Below are 18,394 nucleotides of genomic sequence, written 5' to 3' on the forward strand. Positions count from 1 at the left end.
ATCAGTGGATGCAGGCCGGACATGCCCTTGTGGCCGTCGCGCTGAACGACAGGGACCACCCCATGACCGGCAGAGGGTAGGCCCGCTGTCCGCAGAGGCCCGTCTCTCGACCTTGAGGCACCGCATGGTGCACCGCATCGCGGCCGGAGCCGGACAGCCCGAGGCGGTAGGCGTCGGCCGACTCGGGGCGAGGTGCTGGTTGGCTCAGCTCCAGGTCGTCCCAGTGGACGGGCCAGCGCCGTATGCCGCCCGGAAGTTCGCCGGGTTCGCCGTCGAGTTCGACCATGGCATAGGTGCCGTTGCGCAGCAGGCCCGTCACGCGCCCGCTCCGCCCGACCAGCGACGTGGCGAAGTCCCGAGTGCATGCGGGACTGTGCAGCATGTCCACGATCGTGGCAAGCGAACCGATGGCGTGATGTAGATCTCTCACGATCCGGCCTCGGCGATCACAACGGACGGCGCGTGCTGCTCCTGAAGATCGGCATACCGGAAGGCGACCCGACGAGCCGCACGCGCCGGTTCAGCCGCTGGATGACGCGCATACAGGACTCGCCTGTGATCCCCGTTCCATCCGACGCGCCACCAGAACCAGGCGCCGTCACACCATACGACCAGGCCGACGCTGACCGACACGAGAGCGAGCCGGTAGCCGTCGTGCACATCGCTTGCGATGCCCTGCTGAGACAGCTCCTGCTGTAGCTGCTCTGCAGCGAGCAGCGGGTTCAACGGCGCAAGGCGTGGCGCCGTGAGCTGCGAGGTCATCGCCCACCTCCTGAGGCCCGTGGTTGACTGGCAGTTCAGTGAAGCCGGGTGGACGGGACCTTTGAACTTCGCCGACGAGCGTTGTCGGGACGTGTTGGGGGACGAGGAAACGTCCCAAGAGAGTCTTGAAACGTCCGGGGATGTTCGGTGCACTGGATCCGTGAACGAGCGTCTACGGACAGCGATGTTGCGCCATGGGGTGGCCCTGGAGGATCTGGCCGAGACATGCGGGGTCGAGCCCAAGACCGTCGAGCGGTGGATCAACACCGGCCGCGTTCCGCATCGCCGGCACAGGTGGGCGGCGGCGAAGTTACTCGCCGCTGACGAGACGTACTTGTGGCCCGACGTGCTGGAGACGAGCCATGAGCGCAGGGGCCGGGCGAACCGGTCCGAGCTGGTCGAGATCTTCCCGGACCGGGCGAGCGTGCCCCGTGAGCTGTGGCTACGACTGCTCAGCGAGGCCCAGGAGCACGTGGACGTGCTGGTCTTCTCCGGAACGTTCTATGCCCAGACCCAGCCGAAGGTGGCGCGAATGCTGGCCGAGGCAGCCGGACGCGGAGTGACGGTTCGGCTGTGCTTCGGCGATCCCACGGCCCAGGCCGTGGACATCCGCGACCGGGAGGAGGGCTTGGGCGGCACCCTGGCGGCCAAGATCCGTTCGTCGCTGACGTGCTACCGGGCATTGCCCGATCTCGACGGCTGTGACGTGCGGCTGCATCCCACGACTCTGTACGCCTCGTTGTTCCGCTACGACGATGACATCCTGGTCAACCCGCACGCGTACGGCGAACCGGCCTCGGCCAACCCGACCTTCCACTTCCGCTGACTCGACGGAGGGACGATCGCGGAGCACTACATCACGTCATTCGAGCGCGTGTGGGCCGGGGCGATGCCGTGGTCCGGCGCGGAGATCTGAGGAGCATCCCGTGGGACGAGTCGAGTACTGGAACGACCCCAACGCACCGAAGGCGAACAGCTTGGTGCCCGCGTGCGGCACGATCACGGTGGACGAGGCGGGACGCATCCTCATGCAGCGCCGACGCGACACCGGACAGTGGGCGTTGCCGATGGGCAAGATGGAGATCGGCGAGACCCCCACCGAGTGCGCCGTGCGCGAGACCGAGGAGGAGACCGGTGTCCGGATCGAGCCGGTGGGCTTGCTGGGCGTCTACTCCGATCCGGGTCACATCGTGGCGTACACGGACGGGGAGATCCGGCAGGAGTACGAGGTGATGCTGATCGCCCGCCCCGTCGGTGGTCGGCCGGGAGCCAACGACGAGGCGAGCGACGTACGGTGGGTGACGCCGGAGAACCTGTCCGATCTCGACATCCATCCCACGCAGTGGCGCCAGCTCCGGGATTATCTGGAGGGACGGCACTCCCACGTCGATTGACATGCCGGAACTTCCTTGGGTGAAGGTCCCCGGGGTGAGTGACGAACTGAGTGACAATCGCCCTGGATCAGCCCGGACCGCTGTGGATCTCTGCGGACTGTTCTCCCAGGTAGGAGCAGGAGTTAGTCACCGTCCCGCTCCTACCGTGGTTGCCTGATAAGGAAGAGGTCCCAGGTTCAAGTCCTGGTAGCCCCACACAGTTTCACCAGCTCAGAGGCTAGATCCGAGGTCGCGGATCTGGCCTCTTGATCGTTTGCCATCAATTTGCCATCAAGATCTCCTGGCATCAGGTGACAGAGATCAGTCCACATCGACAGCAGGCAGACGTTCGAACGGTGCCGACCGAGATCGAGTTGAACGTCGAGCTGCATCTTGCTCGTGCTGTGCACTCGGATTTGACCAGCCCGTGGGCCGGCGTACCGCTTCGCGTGCGTAGCCGAGTAGGCCTGACAAATGCTGTCACCGATCTTGTGTGCCGTGGCAATGCGCATGCGGGTCGCGTAGGAAGAAGGATGGTCGGTTATCTGGGGTGCTGAGAAGGCGTCAGGCATGTAAGGCACGTGGGCTCCCGACGAACGTGCCTGAGATGTCCCCTTCTCAATGATCTCCGTCAAGTCCAGTCGTACGTGTCGTACGTCAGCGTTGCAGCGGTCACCCACCGGGCTCGATGCCGTGGGCCGGTCTGGGAAACGCCTGACATCCTGGGTGTCCTGGTCTGAGGGGCGCGGGCGTCTGGACCTTCGAATCTCCAGCTCCAGGGCTTCGGCCACGGCTAGGGCCTGGCTGGCCCGGGGTCTTGCAGATCTCAGCCATCAAGATGGCTCGCCGCAACTGACCTCTGCTGCACACTGGCGCGGCTGCCTACTTGCCTTAGACGCCTTAACGACCTTCAAGCGGCTGACCAGCTACTTCCCTTGGGAACCCACATTACGATGGCGTCCCGGCATTGCGGTTAACGTGACCCGAGTGAGGGCGGCGTCGGGATCGGCGTGGAGTCATGACACGTGGAGGCCCTGGCGCCAGGACGGGTGTGCCGGGCGCCAGCCCAGCTCGCGCTTGGCCTTCGCGTTCGACGCACCGCGAAGCTCGGTCATCAGCACGACGCCGGCCTCCCCGGCGGCCAGCCGCCCGACGAACCGCGGCACCCGCATCGGCTTCTTGGCGCCCAGCTTCCGGGCCAGCTCCGGCAGCCACTCGGTGACTGGGGCGGGGTCATCGTCGACGATGTTGTAGACCCCGCAGGCGCCGTTCTCGATCGCCGCGACCGTCGCCTCGGCCGCGTCGGCGATGTGGATGAACGACCACACCCCGCCGCCCTCGCCGACGACCGGAAACCTCCCCTTACGGATCATCTCGAGCTGCTCGGAACCCGGCTCCATCGAGGTGCCCGGTCCGTAGAAGGCGCCGTAGCGAAGCACGATCCCCTCGGTCCAGTCGGCACCCAGCACAGCCCTCTCCAGATGCCCGATCGCGGCGATCATCGGGGCCATCTGCCTGATCGGCGAGGGGTCCAGTGGGTCCTCTTCGGTCTTCACCGGCCCACCCGTTCGGGCATAGGTGAACGCCCCATTGCTCTGCGCCACGAACCGCCGCACACCTGCCACGCGCCCTGCCGCGAGGAGATTGTCGGTGCCCTCGATCCGCAGCCGGTCGGTGGCGGCGAAACTGCGATCGAAATGGCGTGTGTCGACGTGCCCGATAGCGGTCAGCTGATGAACGATCACATCCGGATTCGCCTCGAGCACGGCCGCCTCGGCCTGGCCGCGATCGAGCGCATCGGCGACGATCGGCACCGCGCCCAGCTCCGACAGCCTGGCCTTGCTCGACTCGTTCCGCGTCATGGCGAAGACCTCGTGCCCCGCGCCGGTCAGACGTGGCACCAACTGCCGGCCCATCGCTCCGGTCGCTCCTGCTACCAGCACTCTCATGGTCAGCTCCTGGTTCACCTGATCTTGTCTTCAAGGGCGGTGCCGCTCAAGCGCCACCCGCACCTGCGTGCAGCTCTTGAGCCGAGCCGCGAGCCGGGTCGCCGCGGTGGCTCAATGACTGCCCTCATGTGCATTCGTTGCACTCATGTGCAACTAATGCACAACGGTATACTCGGGTGGGAAACGCCGTCAAGACGGCTGTGACCACCAGACCCGAGGAGGGGCCAGCACCCCGATGACCACTGACAAACCAGCCCGCGGCGGCGGCCGGGAGGCGCAGCGCCGCCGTACCCGCAAGGCGATCGTCGATGCGGCGGTACGCCTCAGCACCGGCGGAGCGACGCCAACCATCGACGAGATCGCGGCCGCCGCCGACGTGTCGCGACGCACGATCTACATGCACTTCCCGGCCCTGGACCAGCTGCTCATCGACGCGACGGCCGGCGCGCTCAACGAGCCACCGGTCGAGGCGGCGCTGTCCGATCCCGCGCTTGCCGACGACGCGGCGGGCCGGGTCGACGTCCTCATCCAGACGCTGCTGAAGTACTCGCCACAATCGCTACCCCTGGGACGCCGCATGATCCGCTTGACCGTCGACCCGCCCCTGAACGGCGCCCCGGAGCCGATCGGCCCACGCCGCAGCCAACGCCGGATCGAATGGCTGGACAAAGCCTGCGAACCACTGCGCGACACCCTGAGCGAGCAGTCCTACCAGCGCCTCATCTCCGCGTTGACCATGGTGGTCGGCTGGGAGGCGCAGATAGCCCTGCGTGACGTCCGCGGACTCGACCCCCAAGCCGAGCAGGACACCATGACCTGGGCCGCCCGCGCCCTCGTGGAGGCCGCGATCAGGGAACACGATCATCAACAGTGAGCGTTCACGGGGTACGCGCTGCGGTAAACCCTCCCCGCCATGTCAGCCGCTCCAACACCTGCATACCAGTAGTCGCCTGATCACTACGGAGGGGGAATCGCCGCATGGACGCTGGTACCGCTGCCCTCGCCGGGAGCGGGTCACAGCGTGCTGTCGGGGGTGACTGCGCGTGCCTTCGACGACGTGTGGGCGGTCGGGTACGCACCCAGCCGTACCAGTGGCCACCAGATCGAGCCGTACGTCGTGCACTGGGACGGCCGGTCGTGGACCCGCGTGGGCACCCCGAACGGCGGCGCCAACGGCACCTGGCTGACCGATGTCGCGGCCGCGTTCATGGCCGAGGGCTACGGTAGCGCGAGCTTCTCAGAGATCGCCCAGCAGACAGCGGTCCGCGCGTCTCCAGCGGGATGGTGGCCTCGCCCATCACTTGTTAGGATACGACTGTATCCATACGGGAGATGGGGGCACCATGCCTGACCGGCCGTCCGCCTTCACCAGCGACTCTGCCCGTGACAAGTACTACGCCGTCTATGACCAAGTGCTCGGCGAACTGTGGCCGGTGCCCGTGGACGCCATCGACGTGGAGACCCGCGCCGGCCTGGTGCGCATCTACCGGGCCGGGCCCGTCGAGGGGAATCCCGTGGTCCTCCTGGCCGGTGCCGGTGCGAACGCGTTGGCCTGGTACCGCTACATCGAGCCGCTGGCGCGCACGCGCCCGGTCCTTGCGGTCGACCCTCTCGGCGAGCCGGGCCGCTCGGTTCAGAGGCGGCCGCTCGCGACCGGTGCCGAGGTCGGCGGCTGGTTCACCGACGTGCTGGCCGCAGTCGGAGCCGAACGTGCACACGTGGCGGGCTTCTCCTACGGCGGCTGGACCGCGGTGGAACAGCAACTCGGCGGGGGCGGCCGGGTCGCGGCGCTGACGCTGGTGGACCCGGGCGGCTTCGCGCCGTTACCCAGGCGGTTCGTCCGGTGGGCCCTTGCCGGCGCCGTCGCCTCCATGCTTCCTCGTACGCTGCGACACCGCATGGCCGGCTTAGCGGACAACGGGGCGCTGCGCGAGGATGGGCTGATGAGGCTGATGCAGGCCGGATGGTTCTTCCGCCGGCGTCTGCCCCTTCCGCCCGCCTACACCGACGAGCAGCTACGCGAGCTGTCCGTGCCCGTACAGGTGCTGCTGGGCGCCCGCAGCGCGCTGCTCGACGCGGAAGCGGTGGCCGTACGGCTGGCCGACATCGTGCCGTCCTGGCGTGTGGAGATCGTGCCCGGCACCGGACACGGGTTGCCCGTCGAAGCTCCGGACCTGGTCGCCGAGCGGATCCTCACCTTTCCCCGCCAAGTGGGGCCCGGGACCGCAACGCCGAAGCACAACACGAACAACAGGTAGGAACCGGGCATGCCCCGACAGGTGGATCACGATGAGCGGCGGCGTCAGCTGACCGAGGCGCTGCTGCGCATCGCCAGCACCCGCGGCCTGCAGGCAGTGTCGATGCGTGAGATCGCCGCCGAGGCCGGAGTCTCGCTGCGCGTCGTCCAGTACTACTTCACGAACAAGCAGGCCCTGCTCGAGTCCGGTCTCACCGAACTGGGCGCCCGCATGGACCGCCGGGTCAAGCAGCGGGCCGCCGCTGCCGCGGGCGAGCTGACACCGCGAGGCGTCTTCGCCGCCGTTCTCGGCGCGATCCTGCCCTTCGACGAGCAGAGCAAGCTGGACTCCATGGCCTGGACGGCCTACTACACCGCCGCCCTCACTGACCCGGCGCTCGCCGCGGTCGGGCTCACCCTGCCCAACGCGCTGGAGAACTTCCTCACCGTACGGTTGACCGCCGCGCAGCAGGCCGGGGAGATCGCCCCCGATCGTGACCCGCGTACCGAAGTCGCCGGCCTGCTGGCTCTCGCCAACGGCCTGACCTCCAGTGTCCTCAGCCGGCAGCGCAGCCACGAGGCCGCCATCAAGATCATCGACTACCAGCTGGACCACCTGTTCGGAACGGGAGCGGCTTGACCCAGCGGGACCGCTGCGGGGTGAAGGGGTTAGGGCTGCTGGTAGAGGTCGGGGATCCCGTCATGGTCGGAGTCGGCGGTCTCGGACTGGTGGATGCGCCGGTAGACGCGGGCACGCAGCCGGAGGATCACGGTGGCCAGCAGGGCCGCGGACAGGGAACCGGCCAGGACCGCGATCTTGAACCGTGCGCCGGACTCGCCGAACGCCAGTTCTCCGATCAGCAGCGACACGGTGAACCCGATGCCGGCCAGGATCGCCAGCCCGATCATGTCGATCCAGGCCAGTCCTTCGTCCAAGGTGGCGCGGGTGAAGCGGGCCACGAGCCAGGTGGCGGCCAGGATGCCGACGGGCTTGCCGAGCAGCAGCCCCGCCACGATCCCCATCGCCACGGGGTCGCTCAAGGCTCCTGCCAGCCCGCCGAGGCCGACGCCGGCGGAGAAGAACGCGAAGACAGGCACGGCCACGCCGGCGGACAGCGGGCGGAACCGGTGCTCGAAATGTTCGGCCGGTCCGGGCCCCTCCGTGCCGCCCGGCGGTGTACGGGACAGGACGGGGACGGTCAGAGCCAGCAGTACGCCGGCCACGGTGGCGTGCACCCCCGAGGCGTGGACCAGCGCCCAACAGGCGAACGCCTGTGGCAGCAGCAGCCACCACGCACGCACTCCTCGCCGTACCAGCACGGCGAAGACCGCCAGCGGCACCGCGGCCGCCAGCAGTGGGAGCACCGACAGGTGCGAGGTGTAGAAGGTGGCGATGATGACGATGGCGATCAGGTCGTCCACCACCGCCAGGGTCAGCAGGAACGTGCGCAGCGCGTCCGGCAGGGAGCGGCCGATCACCGCAAGCACCGCCAGCGCGAAGGCGATGTCGGTGGCCGTCGGGATCGCCCACCCCTTGGCCGCCGTTCCGCCGGCGACCGCCAGATACACCAGCGCGGGCACCACCACGCCGCCGACAGCCGCGGCCACCGGAACCACGGCCCGGCGCAGGTCGCGCAGATCGCCGGCGACGAACTCCCGTTTGAGCTCCAGACCGGCCACGAAGAAGAAGATTGCCAGCAGCCCGTCCGCGGCCCAGGTGGCCAGGTCGAGGTTCAGGTGCAGCGCGGCGGGGCCGGCCTCGATGGCGCGCAGGTCCTGGTAGGTCTGCGCCCACGGCGAGTTGGCCCAGATCAGCGCGGTGAGCGCGGCGGCGAGCAGCAGCGCCCCGCCGATGGTCTCCTTGCGCAGGATGTCGGCGATGCGGCGCGCTTCGGGCCAGGTGCTCCGGTTGAACAGGCGGGGAACGCGGGTGGCGGTGGGGCCGGGCATGGAACTCCGCTTCTTCAGCAGGGGTCGGGTCGCTCACTCGCCGACCAGACTTCCCGGCACACCTATCAATAACGTATCAGGACACGTAAAGAGTCACATAACGGATTCTGGGAGCGCTGGGCGTGCTCGTCCGTGGGCACAGGTGCGCCCCTGTGCCCGACGACTCCCCCGGCGTGTCAGGTGATCTGCCGTTTCAACGTCATTTAAGCGCCATTTCAGAGCGGACTGAAAGCCTGGGTTCGAACGGAAGGAATTGAGATGTCACTGATGAAACGCGCGGCAAGTGCGCTGCTTGGCGGCTTTTTCGTGCTGGCAGGCGCGGCAGTGGTCGCGCCCCCCGCTTCCGCGGACCCGTGCTGCGCCCCCTGCTACGGAAGCAACGGTGCGCACATCGTCGACCGTGGAGAGACCCCTTATGGCCTGATCTGGGCAAAGGTTCTCAACTGCAGCTACGGACGAGAGGTCACGGTCGACGTGTCCAACGCGCTGGACCCGCCCTGCGAATATGTGGGCAAGGGCAAAACGAGGACCTTCTATACGAAAACCTACCTGTCGTCAGACGTAAGAAAGGCGAAGTTCTGCTGACCCGCCCGCGCGGCTGAGAACAGCGCCGAGCCCTTTCGCATCCCCGTCCGAAAGGGCTCGGCGCGCGACTGCCCGGGTCATCGTCCGGATGTGATGGTCCATGGGATCTCTTGGTCGTTCGGGTGGCCGGGGTTGAGTGCCAGATGCGCGCAGCGGCGGCCCTGGTCTCGTAGCGGGTTGGTGACGGAGGTGATGCCGAGCCGGCGGCCGGCGGGTGATGCGTCCCAGCCGAGGTAGGCGGCCTCCGGGTGGGTTTCCTGGAGGGCCTGGTGGGCGCCGAGGGCGAGTTCGTCGCTCATGGCGATGATGAGCGCAGCGGGGGTGAGGTGGGGTGCGAGCGCTCGCGCTGCGGCGAGGCCGTCTTGCTGGGTGTTGCGGGCCACGACGGCGATGGGGGTGTTCGTCCAGCTGAGCCCGGCTTGTTCGATGGCGGTGCGGTAGCCACGCAGGCGGGCGTCGGTGACGGGGAACGGTGCGCGTGGCGGCAGGTCGGCGCCGGTCGTCACCAGGTGCTCGCGGTCGCGGTCGAGCGGGAACGAGATCACGACGGGTGTGCGGTTCTCGCGGAGTCCCTGGGAGACGAGCGCGAGCGCGGCCCGGTAGTCGTCCTGGGTGACGCAGGCGATCCCCGGGCGCGGTGGGCCGCCCTGGATGACGGCGGGGCGGGGGTCGCCGGCGACTGCCGCCAGCACCGGATCGTCCTCTGCGGTGGTCCACAGGACGAAGCCGTCGACCGCCGCCGACAGCACGCGGTCGGCATCGGCGGCATCGCCCCGCGTGGGGATGAGCGTGAGGCCCCGGCCTTCCTCGACGCAGACCTCTGCGACCCCGGCCAGGAACTGTGCTGCCTGGGGGTCGTCGAAGGCGTACGCCAGATGCTCGCTGAAGACCACTCCGATCTGATGCGTTCGACCGGACTTCAGCGCGCGGCCCACGGCGTCGGGGCGATAGCCCAGCTCGTCGGCGGCGCGGTGTACGCGTTCGCGGGTGGCGGTCGCGACCCGGGCGGGTCGGGTGAAGGCGTAGGAGGCGGTCATGGGTGACACTCCGGCACGAGCCGCCACATCTTTCAGCGTCACGCGTCTGCGGTCGGTTGGCACGGCACCATTCTATTTGTGTAGCGTTACACAGGTGTCCACAGTGATTGCCCGCCCCGCCGGCCTGCTTCGCGCGGCGCCGTTCCTTGGCTTCGCCGGATTCGGAGCCTTCTGGGGTGTGTGGGGTGCCACCCTGCCCCTGCTGCGCGTCCAGGCCGGTGTGAGTGATGCGGAGTTCGGGGTCGTGCTGCTCTTCATCGGCGCCGGAGCGCTGCCCGCCATGCTGATGACCGGACGGCTCGTCGACGCACTCGGTCTGCGGGTCACCGGAGTGCTGCTCGCGCTCCTGGGTGTCATGGGTGTCGTGCTTTCCACCGCGACGAACTATGCCGCGTTGTGTGCCGGCATCCTGTTGACGGGAGCCAGCTCGGGAGCGGCCGATGTGGCGCTCAACACGCTGGCGGCGACGGTCGAGAAGCGAACCGGACGTCCCGTCGTGACCCGTTCGCACGCGGCGTTCTCCGCCACGGTCGCGCTCACGAGCCTGGGCACCGGTGCACTCACCGCAATCGCCGGCAGCCTGCTGGTGAACTTCGCCGCGGGCGCCGTGGTGGTCGTGGCGCTCGGTCTGGCCGTTGTCATCACGACGCGCCTGGCCCATGCTGAGGGCGCGCCTGAAGGTCAGGACGAGCCCACGCGCCCCGGTCGCATGTCGTGGTGGATCGCCCTGGTCATGGTCGGTGCGATCGGCGCTTTCGCGTTCGCGGCGGAGAACGCCTACCAGTCCTGGAGCGCCGTCCTGCTGACCGACGCGTTCACCGCCTCGCCGGCGCTGGCCGCCGTCGCGCCGTCGGCGTTCGCCACAACGGCGGCACTGACCCGTTTCGCCACCGGTACGGTCACGTTGCGCCGCCCGATCGCCACGCTGGTCGCGGCAAGCGCGATAGCCACGGCCGGTGGTGTCCTGACGGCGTTCGCGCCCACGTTGCCGCTCGCGCTGGCAGGCATCGTCGCCGCAGCCGTCGGCACCTCGGCGCTCTTCCCCACCCTGCTGTCCTACGGGCTTCGACCCGTTCCGGACGGGTCACGAGGACGGGCCACGTCGGCTGTCTCCACGGTCGCCTATCTCGGCTACCTCGCCGGGCCGGCGTACTTCGGGCTGCTCGCCGAGGCCACCGGGGTGCAGAGGTCGTTTCTCGGTATCGCCGCGCTGACCGCCGTGGTGCTGGCGGCGGTCCCGGTGCTGCCGGCGCTCAGGCGAGCGGGGAGCCGGTCGCTGCCTTGATCATGATGCTGGGCCGGGCCGAAGGCGCCGCCGAGCTGGTAGCGCCGGACGTGCAGGGTCCGGGTCAGATGGGTTTGGCTTCGAGGAGGCTTGCTCCCGCGCCCAGCTCCACGACCTGTCCCAGTTCCAGATCGGCCGAGGCGAAGAGCTTCGCGTAATCCTGTCGGCTCCGCTCCGAGCCGCCGTTGAAGATGGCCAGCATCCGCAGGTCCAGGTCCTTGCCCAGATGCGGCTCCGCGTCGTCGGGCAGCACCACTTCCAGGATCAGCACGCGCCCGCCGGGTTTCATGGCGTGCCGGACATTTCGCAGAATGCGTACAGCGTCGTCGTCGCCCCAATTGTGCAGGACGCTGGCGAGCAGGTAGACGTCCCCTCCCGAGGGCACCGAGTCGAAGAAGTTCCCGGCCACCACCTGGCACCGATCAGCCAGTCCCGCCGCGGCCAGCACATCCCCGGCATGGGCCGCTACATGGTCGAGATCGAGGAGGATGCCCCGCATGTCCGGATTGGCGCGTAAGACCGTGGCCAGGATCGAGCCCCTGCCTCCGGCGACGTCGACCATGGTGCCGACGCCGGTGAAGTCATAGCGCGTGACCAGGCCCCGCGTGAAGGCGTCGGCCCTGGCGGTCATGTAGTCGTCGAAGATGCGGCTGATTTCGGGGTGGCGGGCCAGGTGCTCGTAGAGCTCTCCATACTTGCTGACGAACGCGGAGCTGCCCTCGCGCACCGTCTCCGGCAGTTTGCCCATGGCGTACCAGAAGCTCTCCTCGCCCAGCATGCGCATGGAGGAGCGGATCGAGCCGGGGACGTCCGAGCGGAGCACGGAGCCCTCCTCGGTGAGGGCGTACCGGTCGTCGCCGGACGGGCGGACGACCCCGATGCTCGCCAGCTCGCGCAGGACCCGGCGGAGCGAGGGGGCGTGCGCCCCGCACCTGGCGGCGAGCTCTTCGGTGTCGAGCGGCCCATGCGCGAGGTGATCGGCCACGCCGAGCTCCGCCATGGTCAAGAGGGCAGCGAATCGGGAGATACCGGAGACCGCTTCCCAGAGGAGCTTGTCGGATGACGGCATGTGTCCCTTTCCAGAAGTCATGGCGTACGGTTCGCCTGCCTGTGCCAGATCAGCAGCCGGCGCTCCGCGAGCACGAACAGCGCGTTGACGATATAACCGAGAATGCCCAGCAGGGCGATCGTCGCCCAGACGCCGGGTGTGTCGAAGCTCCGCTGCGCCACCAGCAGCTGGTAGCCGATGCCGTCCGTGCTGCCGAACACCTCGGAGATCACCATGAGGATCAGCGCGAGGGACAGGCTCAGCCGCAGGCCGGCGAAGATCTTGGGTGAGGCGGCGGGGATGACGATCCGGCGTAGCCGCTGTGGTCTCGACAGCCCGAAGACCGTGGCGGTCTCGGTGTAGGTTCGGTCGACGTTCCTGGCCCCGTCGATCGAGTTGAGCAGCACGGGCCAGATCACACCGGAGACGATCGCGGCGAGCTGCGTCGCCAGCCCGGCCTGGAACAGCGCCAGGAACAGCGGCAGCAGCAGGGGCGGCGGAACGGCACGGCCGAACTCGATCAGCGCGTCCACGTAGTCGGCCGCGACCCGCGAGCGCCCCAGCGCCACCCCCGCCACCACTCCGATGAACGCGGCCAGGAACCAGCCGGCGAACATGCGCCCCAGGCTGGGCAGGATGTTGGCCACGGCCTCGTCGGTGAGGAACAGGCGGGCGACCGGGCCCGAGAACCACAGCTCGTGCATGCGGGCGACGATGCTCGTGGGCGGCGGGAAGTCGGTGTCCCCGAGCCGTCGCGTGACGAGCTCCCAGACGACGATGGCAGGCAGGATCACCACGACCCCGGCAAGCGATTTCATGTCTGCGCCGCACCCGTCCGCGCCAGGTGCCAGCTGAACAGGCGGCGCTCGGCCGCCCGCAGCGAGGCGTTGGCCAGCAGGCCGAACATGCCGGCCCACAGCGTGGCCGCCATGACGAGGTCGGTCCTGTTCCCGCTGCCCGCCTGGACGACGAAGACGCCCAGGCCCGCGGTTCCGCCGGCGAACAGCTCGGCGCTGACGGCGATGATCAGCGCGACCCCGGAGGCGATCCGGACACCGGTCGCCACGAAGGGCGCGGCACTGGGCAGGCTCACTCTGCCGAGCACGGCCAGCGGCCCGAATCCGAAGCTCCGCAGCGAATCCTTGGCCAGCGGGTCGACGTCGTGCATGCCGTACAACGTGTTGAACAGGATCGGCCAGACGGACGCGTACACGATGACGCCGACCTTCATCAGGCCATCCACCGGGATCAGCAGGATCGCCAGCGGGATGACCGCGACCGAGGGAATGGGCCGCAGGAACTCCAGTACGGGCCGGGCGGCGCGCTCCACCGGGGCCAGCGCGCCGAGCAGGACGCCTGCCGGGACCGCCACCGCCACCGCGACCAGCAGGCCGAGTGCCCAGTTCGTGAGCGTCGTGAGCGCTCCCGACAGGAACTCTCCGTCGACCGCCAGCCGCGCGGCCTCCATCAGGATGACGGAGGGCGCGGGGAAGACCAGGCCGTCGCCCAGCCCGAACCGGATCACCAGCTCTCCCGCGAGGAGGAACGCCGCAACGCCTGCGACGCTGCGGAATGACCGCGAATGACTCATCCGTCCGACGGCGTCGCGATGACCGACTTCACGTCGATCGGACTCTGGAGGTACTTGTACTCGAGCATGAGGTCGGCCACTTTCTGCAGCCTGTTGGCGCTCAGCGCGCTCGGGAAGGTGCCCAGCGTGATGACCGAAGCGGTCTTCGCGTCGATCTTCGTGTACGTGGGCAGGATCGCCTCGATCTCCTTACGGTCGTTCGACGCGAGTTCCTGCGCCTTGGCGATGGCTCGCTGAAAGGCGGCCAGCGTCTTCGGGTTCTTCTTGACCCACTCGTCGGAGGCCATCCAGCCCGCGATCGGCAGGTCCTCGGTCTGCCCCGTCATGGTGTCGGCGATCTTGCGGAAGCCCAGCTTGCTCTGGTTGGCGGTGATGAACGGCTCGGTGATCCAGGCGGCGTCGGCCTGTCCGGCCTGGAGCGCGTTGCCCATGTCGGGGAAGGGCTTCTCGGCGAATTTGACGTCGTTCTCGGTGAGGCCGGCCACCTTCAGCTGGGTCGTGACGGCCAACGTGGCGATGTTCCGGAAGTTGTTGACCAGGACGGTCTTGCCCTTGAGATCCGCGACCGTCTTGATCGGCGAATCCTTCGGGACCATGATGTTGTAGCAGTTCGGACCGGCCTGGTACATGTCCGCGACGAGCTTGAACTTCTCGCCCTTGCTCACCGCCAGGAAGGTCGAGACGTAGTTGGTCTGGGTGATGTCCAGCTGACCGCTCTTGATCTGCGGAAGGGCCGCGGCGCCGCCGACGATGGCGACCGGCTCGACCGTCAGGCCCTCTTGTTTGAAAAAGCCCTTGTTGATGGCGATGTAGAGGGAGACGGGGTCGGGAATCGGCATCGCGCCGACCTTGATGGTGGCCTTCTCCAGGCCGTTGCCGCCCGGCGAGCCGGCCGGCGCGCCGTTTCCACCGCAGCCGGTGAATAACAGAGTAACTGTAACGCCGAGCACGAGAGTGCGACAGCGCACTTTGCGGGTCATTTGAGGTTCTCCTAACACAGGAAGCCTCCGGTGATCGGCACCGGGGCACCGAGCGTGAAGAGTACCGAAGGCGAGATCGATGCTGAAGCGCGCCGGATGACGTTTCTCTTGGATTTCTCTGCAAATGAATTGCGTCACCAGCGCTGACGCTGAGTGCGTCGCCGAATGCTCCGATGCTCTCGAGATCGAGCTGTCGAGTGACTGTGCGTGATGTTTGCAGAGACGTGCAAATGTTGATTTATCTAGTATCTTGATTGCCGTTGGCCAGCTAATGGGGTTTGTGGTCGAATTGCGCCGGAGCTTGCCCCCGCTCGGTCAGTGGCGCCGGAGCTTGCCCGCGTTCAGTCAGCGACGTGGCTGAAGTCTCCCGAGGCAGGCCGTCCGGGGGACGTTTGCCATCGGTAAGGACAAAGATGACCCAAGTTGGTCGTGCCGGCGTTCCCGTTCTGCAGGAACGGTTCGTGGCCGACGAGAAGTCACCGGAGCAGGCGTCGGTGGAGCAGGTTCCCGCTCACGGGAACCCGATGGCGTTGCGGAACTGGCGGGTGCGAACCCGCCTCATCACGCTTATCGCCATTCCGACCCTGGTTGCCGTGGTCCTGGGCGCGCTGCGGGTCGGCATATCGATCAGCAGCGCGGAGCAGAATCAGCGCATCAGCAATGTGGGCTCCTTGGTGGCACAGCTCGGCGAGCTGTCCCGCGAAATGGCACTCGAACGAGACCTGTCCGCGTACTATGTCGCCTCCGACAGGGAAACGGCGCAGCTGGAGCGGCTCACGGCCCAGCGGCGGATCGTCGATTCCAGCGTGCAGCGCACGAACGCGACGGCCTCGGCGGTCGAGAGCTCACTGTCCGATCTCGGCCGCAGGAAGCTGGCCTTCGTCCGCATCAGGCTGACCCAGCTCGCCTCGCTGCGCGCCACCGTGTCCGGGCCGAACGCGCAGCTGCCGCCGCTCCCGACGATGGAGAAGTACTCCGAGGTCATCGCGGAGATGCTGCAACTGTACGACGAGGTGGCGCAGGGCTCGACGGACGAGCAGCTGATCTCCACCAGCGCCGCGCTGCGAGCCGTCGCCCGATCAGAGGAGGAGGCCGCCAAGCTGCGCGGCCTGTTGACGATCGCGCTCGTCAAAGGGTCGTTCGAGGAGCCCGAGCACAAGGCCTTCCTCGACGCGCGCTCCAACCGCGAGAGCGAACGCGCCTCGTTCCGCGCCGTGGCCACGCTGGCGCAGCGGCAGTTCCACGACAACACGGTCACCAGCGTGGAGGTCGGCCGGGGCGAGTTCTACATCAACAGGGCCGTGTTCCTCGCCAATGCCGGCCTGCCCCTGCGGCGGCTCGACCCCTCGACCTCCAACGACGTCACCCTGTGGTTCAACGCCATCAGCGACACCGTCGACCGGCTGCACACCGTTCAGCGGGCGTTGCTGGAGCAGGTCGGCACCCGGAGCGCCGACATCCAGTCCAGTGACCGGTCCGCGGCCACGCTCAACGTCATCATCCTCGCCGTGCTGCTGCTCCTGGTCCTCGCCATCACGGCGGTCATGGCCCGCTCGCTCGTCCGGCCGCTCAGGCGGTTGCGCCGAGACGCGCTCCTGATCGCCAGCCAGCGGCTCCCCGAGCTCGTGCGGCAGCTGCGCACCAGCGAGGTCGACGCGAAGGCGATCCAGGTGCCGCCGATCGCCATCTCCTCCAAGGACGAGATCGGCGAAGTGGCGCGGGCGTTCGACGAGGTCCACCGCGAGGCGGTCCGGCTGGCGGGCGAGGAGGCCCGCCTGCGCGCCAACGTCAACGCGATGTTCGTGAACCTGTCGCGGCGCAGCCAGACGCTGGTGGAGCGGCAGATCACCCTGATCGACGGCCTGGAGCAGGGCGAGCAGGACGAGCAGCGGCTCGGCAACCTGTTCAAGCTGGACCACCTGGCCACCCGCATGCGGCGTAACAGCGAGAACCTGCTGGTCCTCGCCGGCCAGGAGACGCCCCGCCGCTGGAGCAAGCCCGTCAAGCTGGTCGATGTCGCCCGCGCCTCGCTGTCGGAGGTCGAGAACTACGAGCGGGTCGTCCTCCAGGTGCCCGACGGCGTCGCCGTGGCCGGCCAGGCCGTCAACGACGTCATCCACCTGCTCGCCGAGCTTGTGGAGAACGCGTTGTCGTTCTCGCCGCAGGAGGCCCAGGTGATGGTGTCGGGCAGCAGGATCGACGGGGGCGGCATGATGCTGTCGATCACCGACTCCGGCATCGGCATGACCCCGGACGAGCTCGCCATCGCCAACGAGCGCCTCCTCGACGCTCCGACCGTGGACGTGTCGGTGTCGCGGCGCATGGGCCTGTTCGTGGTCGCGCGTCTGGCCCACCGCCACGGCATCCGGGTGCAGTTGCGCCCGCACGAATCCGGGGGGCTCACCGCGATGATCCTCATGCCCGAGGCGATGCTCGCCGCGCAGGCGCCCGGCTATCCTGGCGGCTCCGCCGAGGCCGTGCCCACTCCGCCGCAGTGGGGCTCGTTCCAGATGGGTCCGGGCCATCCTTCGTACCCGTCCAACCCGCCCGACGCCTGGCTCACGCCGTCCGAGAGGTCGGGGCAAGCCGGTGGCTGGCCGTCCGGCGACACCGGCTCGTACGCCGTCGCCGACCCGTGGGTGCCGCCGCGGAGGCCGTACGACCTGCCGAACCAGGAGACGATCTACCCCAGGCGCCCCAACCTGGGTCCGCGCGGCGGCATGGACGCCGCGCCGCGGCGGCCGTCCGGTTACGACTTCCCCGACACGACGTCGGAGTCCACCGGTCCCATCCCGGCCGCCAAGGCGACCTCGGACGAATACCTGCCGATCTACGCCTCGATCGAGTCGGCGTGGTTCGAGCAGGGAGCCAGCTGGGGGACGGCTGACGCCGGATGGAACGCCGCCAAGGCCGCCGTGGAGCCGGTGCGCGACGGCGAGACCGCGACCGGGCTGCCCAAGCGGGTGCCCAAGGCCAACCTGGTGCCCGGCTCGGCCACCCCGGCCGCCGCGCCCCAAGATGTCCCGCCGATGCCGTCCGTCTCGGCGGACCGGGTACGCAGCCGCCTGTCCAGCTTCCAGCAGGGCTACCGGTCCGCTCGCGACGACATCAGCATGGGCAGGGCCGCTCCCGACCCGAAGCACAGAGGGCAGGGCGTATGAACGACGTGAGCTACATGGCGTACGAGGTCGACTGGCTGATCAGCGAGTTCGTCGGCATCATTCCAGGAGTCGTCCACGTCGTCCTCTTCTCCGCCGACGGCCTGCCGCTGGCGACGTCCTCGGGCTTCCCCGTCGACCGGGCCGGCCGGCTGGCCGCGATCACCTCCGGGCTGGTGGGCCTGTCGGTGGCCACCTCCTGCGCCCTCGACGGAGGTGAGGTCGTTCGGAGCATGGTGGAGATGGAGAACGGAATGATGCTGACCACCATGTCGATCGGCGAAAGCGCTTGCCTGGCCGTGCTCGCCGAGCCCGACTGTGACGCGGCGCTTGTCGCCTACCACATGACGCTCATGGCGGACCGTGCGTGTCAGGTGCTGACTCCCGCCGTACGCGAACATCTGCGCACCAGCCAGATCAGGTGATGCGGACGAACGAGC

At 68.4% G+C, this 18,394-nt stretch carries 19 protein-coding genes; 9 read left to right on the top strand and 10 right to left on the bottom strand.

Annotation, left to right across the window (positions count from 1 at the left end):
• Position 1: 1 nt before the first annotated feature.
• Both HD596_RS13485 and HD596_RS13490 read right to left on the bottom strand, forming a co-directional pair.
• Positions 2-382: a hypothetical protein gene (locus HD596_RS13485; RefSeq protein ID WP_185069579.1), complete on the bottom strand. Its 381-nt coding sequence runs from the start codon at positions 380-382 to the stop codon at positions 2-4.
• A gap of 44 nt (positions 383-426) precedes the next feature.
• Positions 427-762: a hypothetical protein gene (locus tag HD596_RS13490; protein WP_185069580.1), complete on the bottom strand. Its 336-nt coding sequence runs from the start codon at positions 760-762 to the stop codon at positions 427-429.
• 160 nt (positions 763-922) lie between these two features.
• Here HD596_RS13490 and HD596_RS13495 point away from each other — a divergent pair, with 160 nt between their 5' ends.
• Positions 923-1,588 (top strand): DUF5919 domain-containing protein, encoded by a 666-nt coding sequence (locus HD596_RS13495; RefSeq protein ID WP_246554433.1) that lies wholly within the window; start codon positions 923-925, stop codon positions 1,586-1,588.
• Positions 1,589-1,688: 100 nt separating this feature from the next.
• Positions 1,689-2,156: an NUDIX hydrolase gene (locus HD596_RS63725; RefSeq protein WP_185069581.1), complete on the top strand. Its 468-nt coding sequence runs from the start codon at positions 1,689-1,691 to the stop codon at positions 2,154-2,156.
• 995 nt (positions 2,157-3,151) lie between these two features.
• On the opposite strand, the gene HD596_RS13505 is transcribed toward HD596_RS63725, so the two are convergent.
• Positions 3,152-4,084, bottom strand: coding sequence for an NAD-dependent epimerase/dehydratase family protein (locus HD596_RS13505; protein WP_185069582.1), 933 nt, complete (start codon positions 4,082-4,084; stop codon positions 3,152-3,154).
• Positions 4,085-4,319: 235 nt separating this feature from the next.
• Here HD596_RS13505 and HD596_RS13510 point away from each other — a divergent pair, with 235 nt between their 5' ends.
• Positions 4,320-4,958: a TetR/AcrR family transcriptional regulator gene (locus HD596_RS13510; RefSeq protein ID WP_185069583.1), complete on the top strand. Its 639-nt coding sequence runs from the start codon at positions 4,320-4,322 to the stop codon at positions 4,956-4,958.
• A 140-nt stretch (positions 4,959-5,098) separates the two neighbouring features.
• Here the strand turns inward: HD596_RS13510 and HD596_RS13515 are convergent, their stop codons facing one another.
• Positions 5,099-5,293, bottom strand: coding sequence for a hypothetical protein (locus HD596_RS13515; RefSeq protein ID WP_185069584.1), 195 nt, complete (start codon positions 5,291-5,293; stop codon positions 5,099-5,101).
• Between the two features lie 134 nt (positions 5,294-5,427).
• Here HD596_RS13515 and HD596_RS13520 point away from each other — a divergent pair, with 134 nt between their 5' ends.
• Positions 5,428-6,342: an alpha/beta fold hydrolase gene (locus HD596_RS13520; RefSeq protein WP_185069585.1), complete on the top strand. Its 915-nt coding sequence runs from the start codon at positions 5,428-5,430 to the stop codon at positions 6,340-6,342.
• A 9-nt stretch (positions 6,343-6,351) separates the two neighbouring features.
• Positions 6,352-6,960, top strand: a complete 609-nt coding sequence (locus HD596_RS13525; RefSeq protein ID WP_185069586.1) for a TetR/AcrR family transcriptional regulator — start codon at positions 6,352-6,354, stop codon at positions 6,958-6,960.
• 29 nt (positions 6,961-6,989) lie between these two features.
• Here HD596_RS13525 and nhaA read toward each other — a convergent pair whose 3' ends face one another.
• On the bottom strand, positions 6,990-8,270 hold the full coding sequence (nhaA, locus tag HD596_RS13530) for a Na+/H+ antiporter NhaA (protein WP_185069587.1): 1,281 nt from the start codon (positions 8,268-8,270) through the stop codon (positions 6,990-6,992).
• A 258-nt stretch (positions 8,271-8,528) separates the two neighbouring features.
• Between nhaA and HD596_RS13535 the strand changes: the two genes are divergently transcribed.
• On the top strand, positions 8,529-8,855 hold the full coding sequence (locus HD596_RS13535; protein ID WP_185069588.1) for a hypothetical protein: 327 nt from the start codon (positions 8,529-8,531) through the stop codon (positions 8,853-8,855).
• A 77-nt stretch (positions 8,856-8,932) separates the two neighbouring features.
• Here HD596_RS13535 and HD596_RS13540 read toward each other — a convergent pair whose 3' ends face one another.
• On the bottom strand, positions 8,933-9,955 hold the full coding sequence (locus HD596_RS13540; protein WP_313043888.1) for a LacI family DNA-binding transcriptional regulator: 1,023 nt from the start codon (positions 9,953-9,955) through the stop codon (positions 8,933-8,935).
• Positions 9,956-9,986: 31 nt separating this feature from the next.
• Between HD596_RS13540 and HD596_RS64755 the strand changes: the two genes are divergently transcribed.
• Positions 9,987-11,177 carry an MFS transporter gene (locus tag HD596_RS64755; protein ID WP_185069589.1) on the top strand — a complete coding sequence of 397 codons (1,191 nt, stop codon included), beginning with the start codon at positions 9,987-9,989 and terminating at the stop codon, positions 11,175-11,177.
• A 64-nt stretch (positions 11,178-11,241) separates the two neighbouring features.
• On the opposite strand, the gene HD596_RS13550 is transcribed toward HD596_RS64755, so the two are convergent.
• From HD596_RS13550 to HD596_RS13565, 4 genes are all read right to left on the bottom strand, one after another.
• Positions 11,242-12,267 carry a methyltransferase gene (locus HD596_RS13550; protein ID WP_446685861.1) on the bottom strand — a complete coding sequence of 342 codons (1,026 nt, stop codon included), beginning with the start codon at positions 12,265-12,267 and terminating at the stop codon, positions 11,242-11,244.
• Complete coding sequence (locus HD596_RS13555; RefSeq protein ID WP_185069591.1) at positions 12,264-13,043, bottom strand: ABC transporter permease; 780 nt, start codon at positions 13,041-13,043, stop codon at positions 12,264-12,266. The genes HD596_RS13550 and HD596_RS13555 overlap by 4 nt, the downstream gene beginning before the upstream one ends.
• On the bottom strand, positions 13,040-13,750 hold the full coding sequence (locus HD596_RS13560; RefSeq protein ID WP_313043891.1) for an ABC transporter permease: 711 nt from the start codon (positions 13,748-13,750) through the stop codon (positions 13,040-13,042). The genes HD596_RS13555 and HD596_RS13560 overlap by 4 nt, the downstream gene beginning before the upstream one ends.
• A 62-nt stretch (positions 13,751-13,812) precedes the next feature.
• On the bottom strand, positions 13,813-14,934 hold the full coding sequence (locus HD596_RS13565) for an ABC transporter substrate-binding protein (RefSeq protein WP_313043893.1): 1,122 nt from the start codon (positions 14,932-14,934) through the stop codon (positions 13,813-13,815).
• Positions 14,935-15,209: 275 nt separating this feature from the next.
• On the opposite strand from HD596_RS13565, the gene HD596_RS13570 reads away from it, so the two are divergent.
• Together HD596_RS13570 and HD596_RS13575 are read left to right on the top strand one after the other, a co-directional pair.
• Positions 15,210-17,957, top strand: a complete 2,748-nt coding sequence (locus tag HD596_RS13570) for a sensor histidine kinase (RefSeq protein WP_185069593.1) — start codon at positions 15,210-15,212, stop codon at positions 17,955-17,957.
• Positions 17,954-18,379: a roadblock/LC7 domain-containing protein gene (locus HD596_RS13575; RefSeq protein ID WP_185069594.1), complete on the top strand. Its 426-nt coding sequence runs from the start codon at positions 17,954-17,956 to the stop codon at positions 18,377-18,379. Before HD596_RS13570 ends, HD596_RS13575 begins: the two co-directional genes overlap by 4 nt.
• The last annotated feature ends 15 nt before the right edge of the window (positions 18,380-18,394 follow it).

Origin of the sequence: Nonomuraea jabiensis, from assembly GCF_014204795.1 — a bacterium.
Classification (GTDB): domain Bacteria; phylum Actinomycetota; class Actinomycetes; order Streptosporangiales; family Streptosporangiaceae; genus Nonomuraea; species Nonomuraea jabiensis.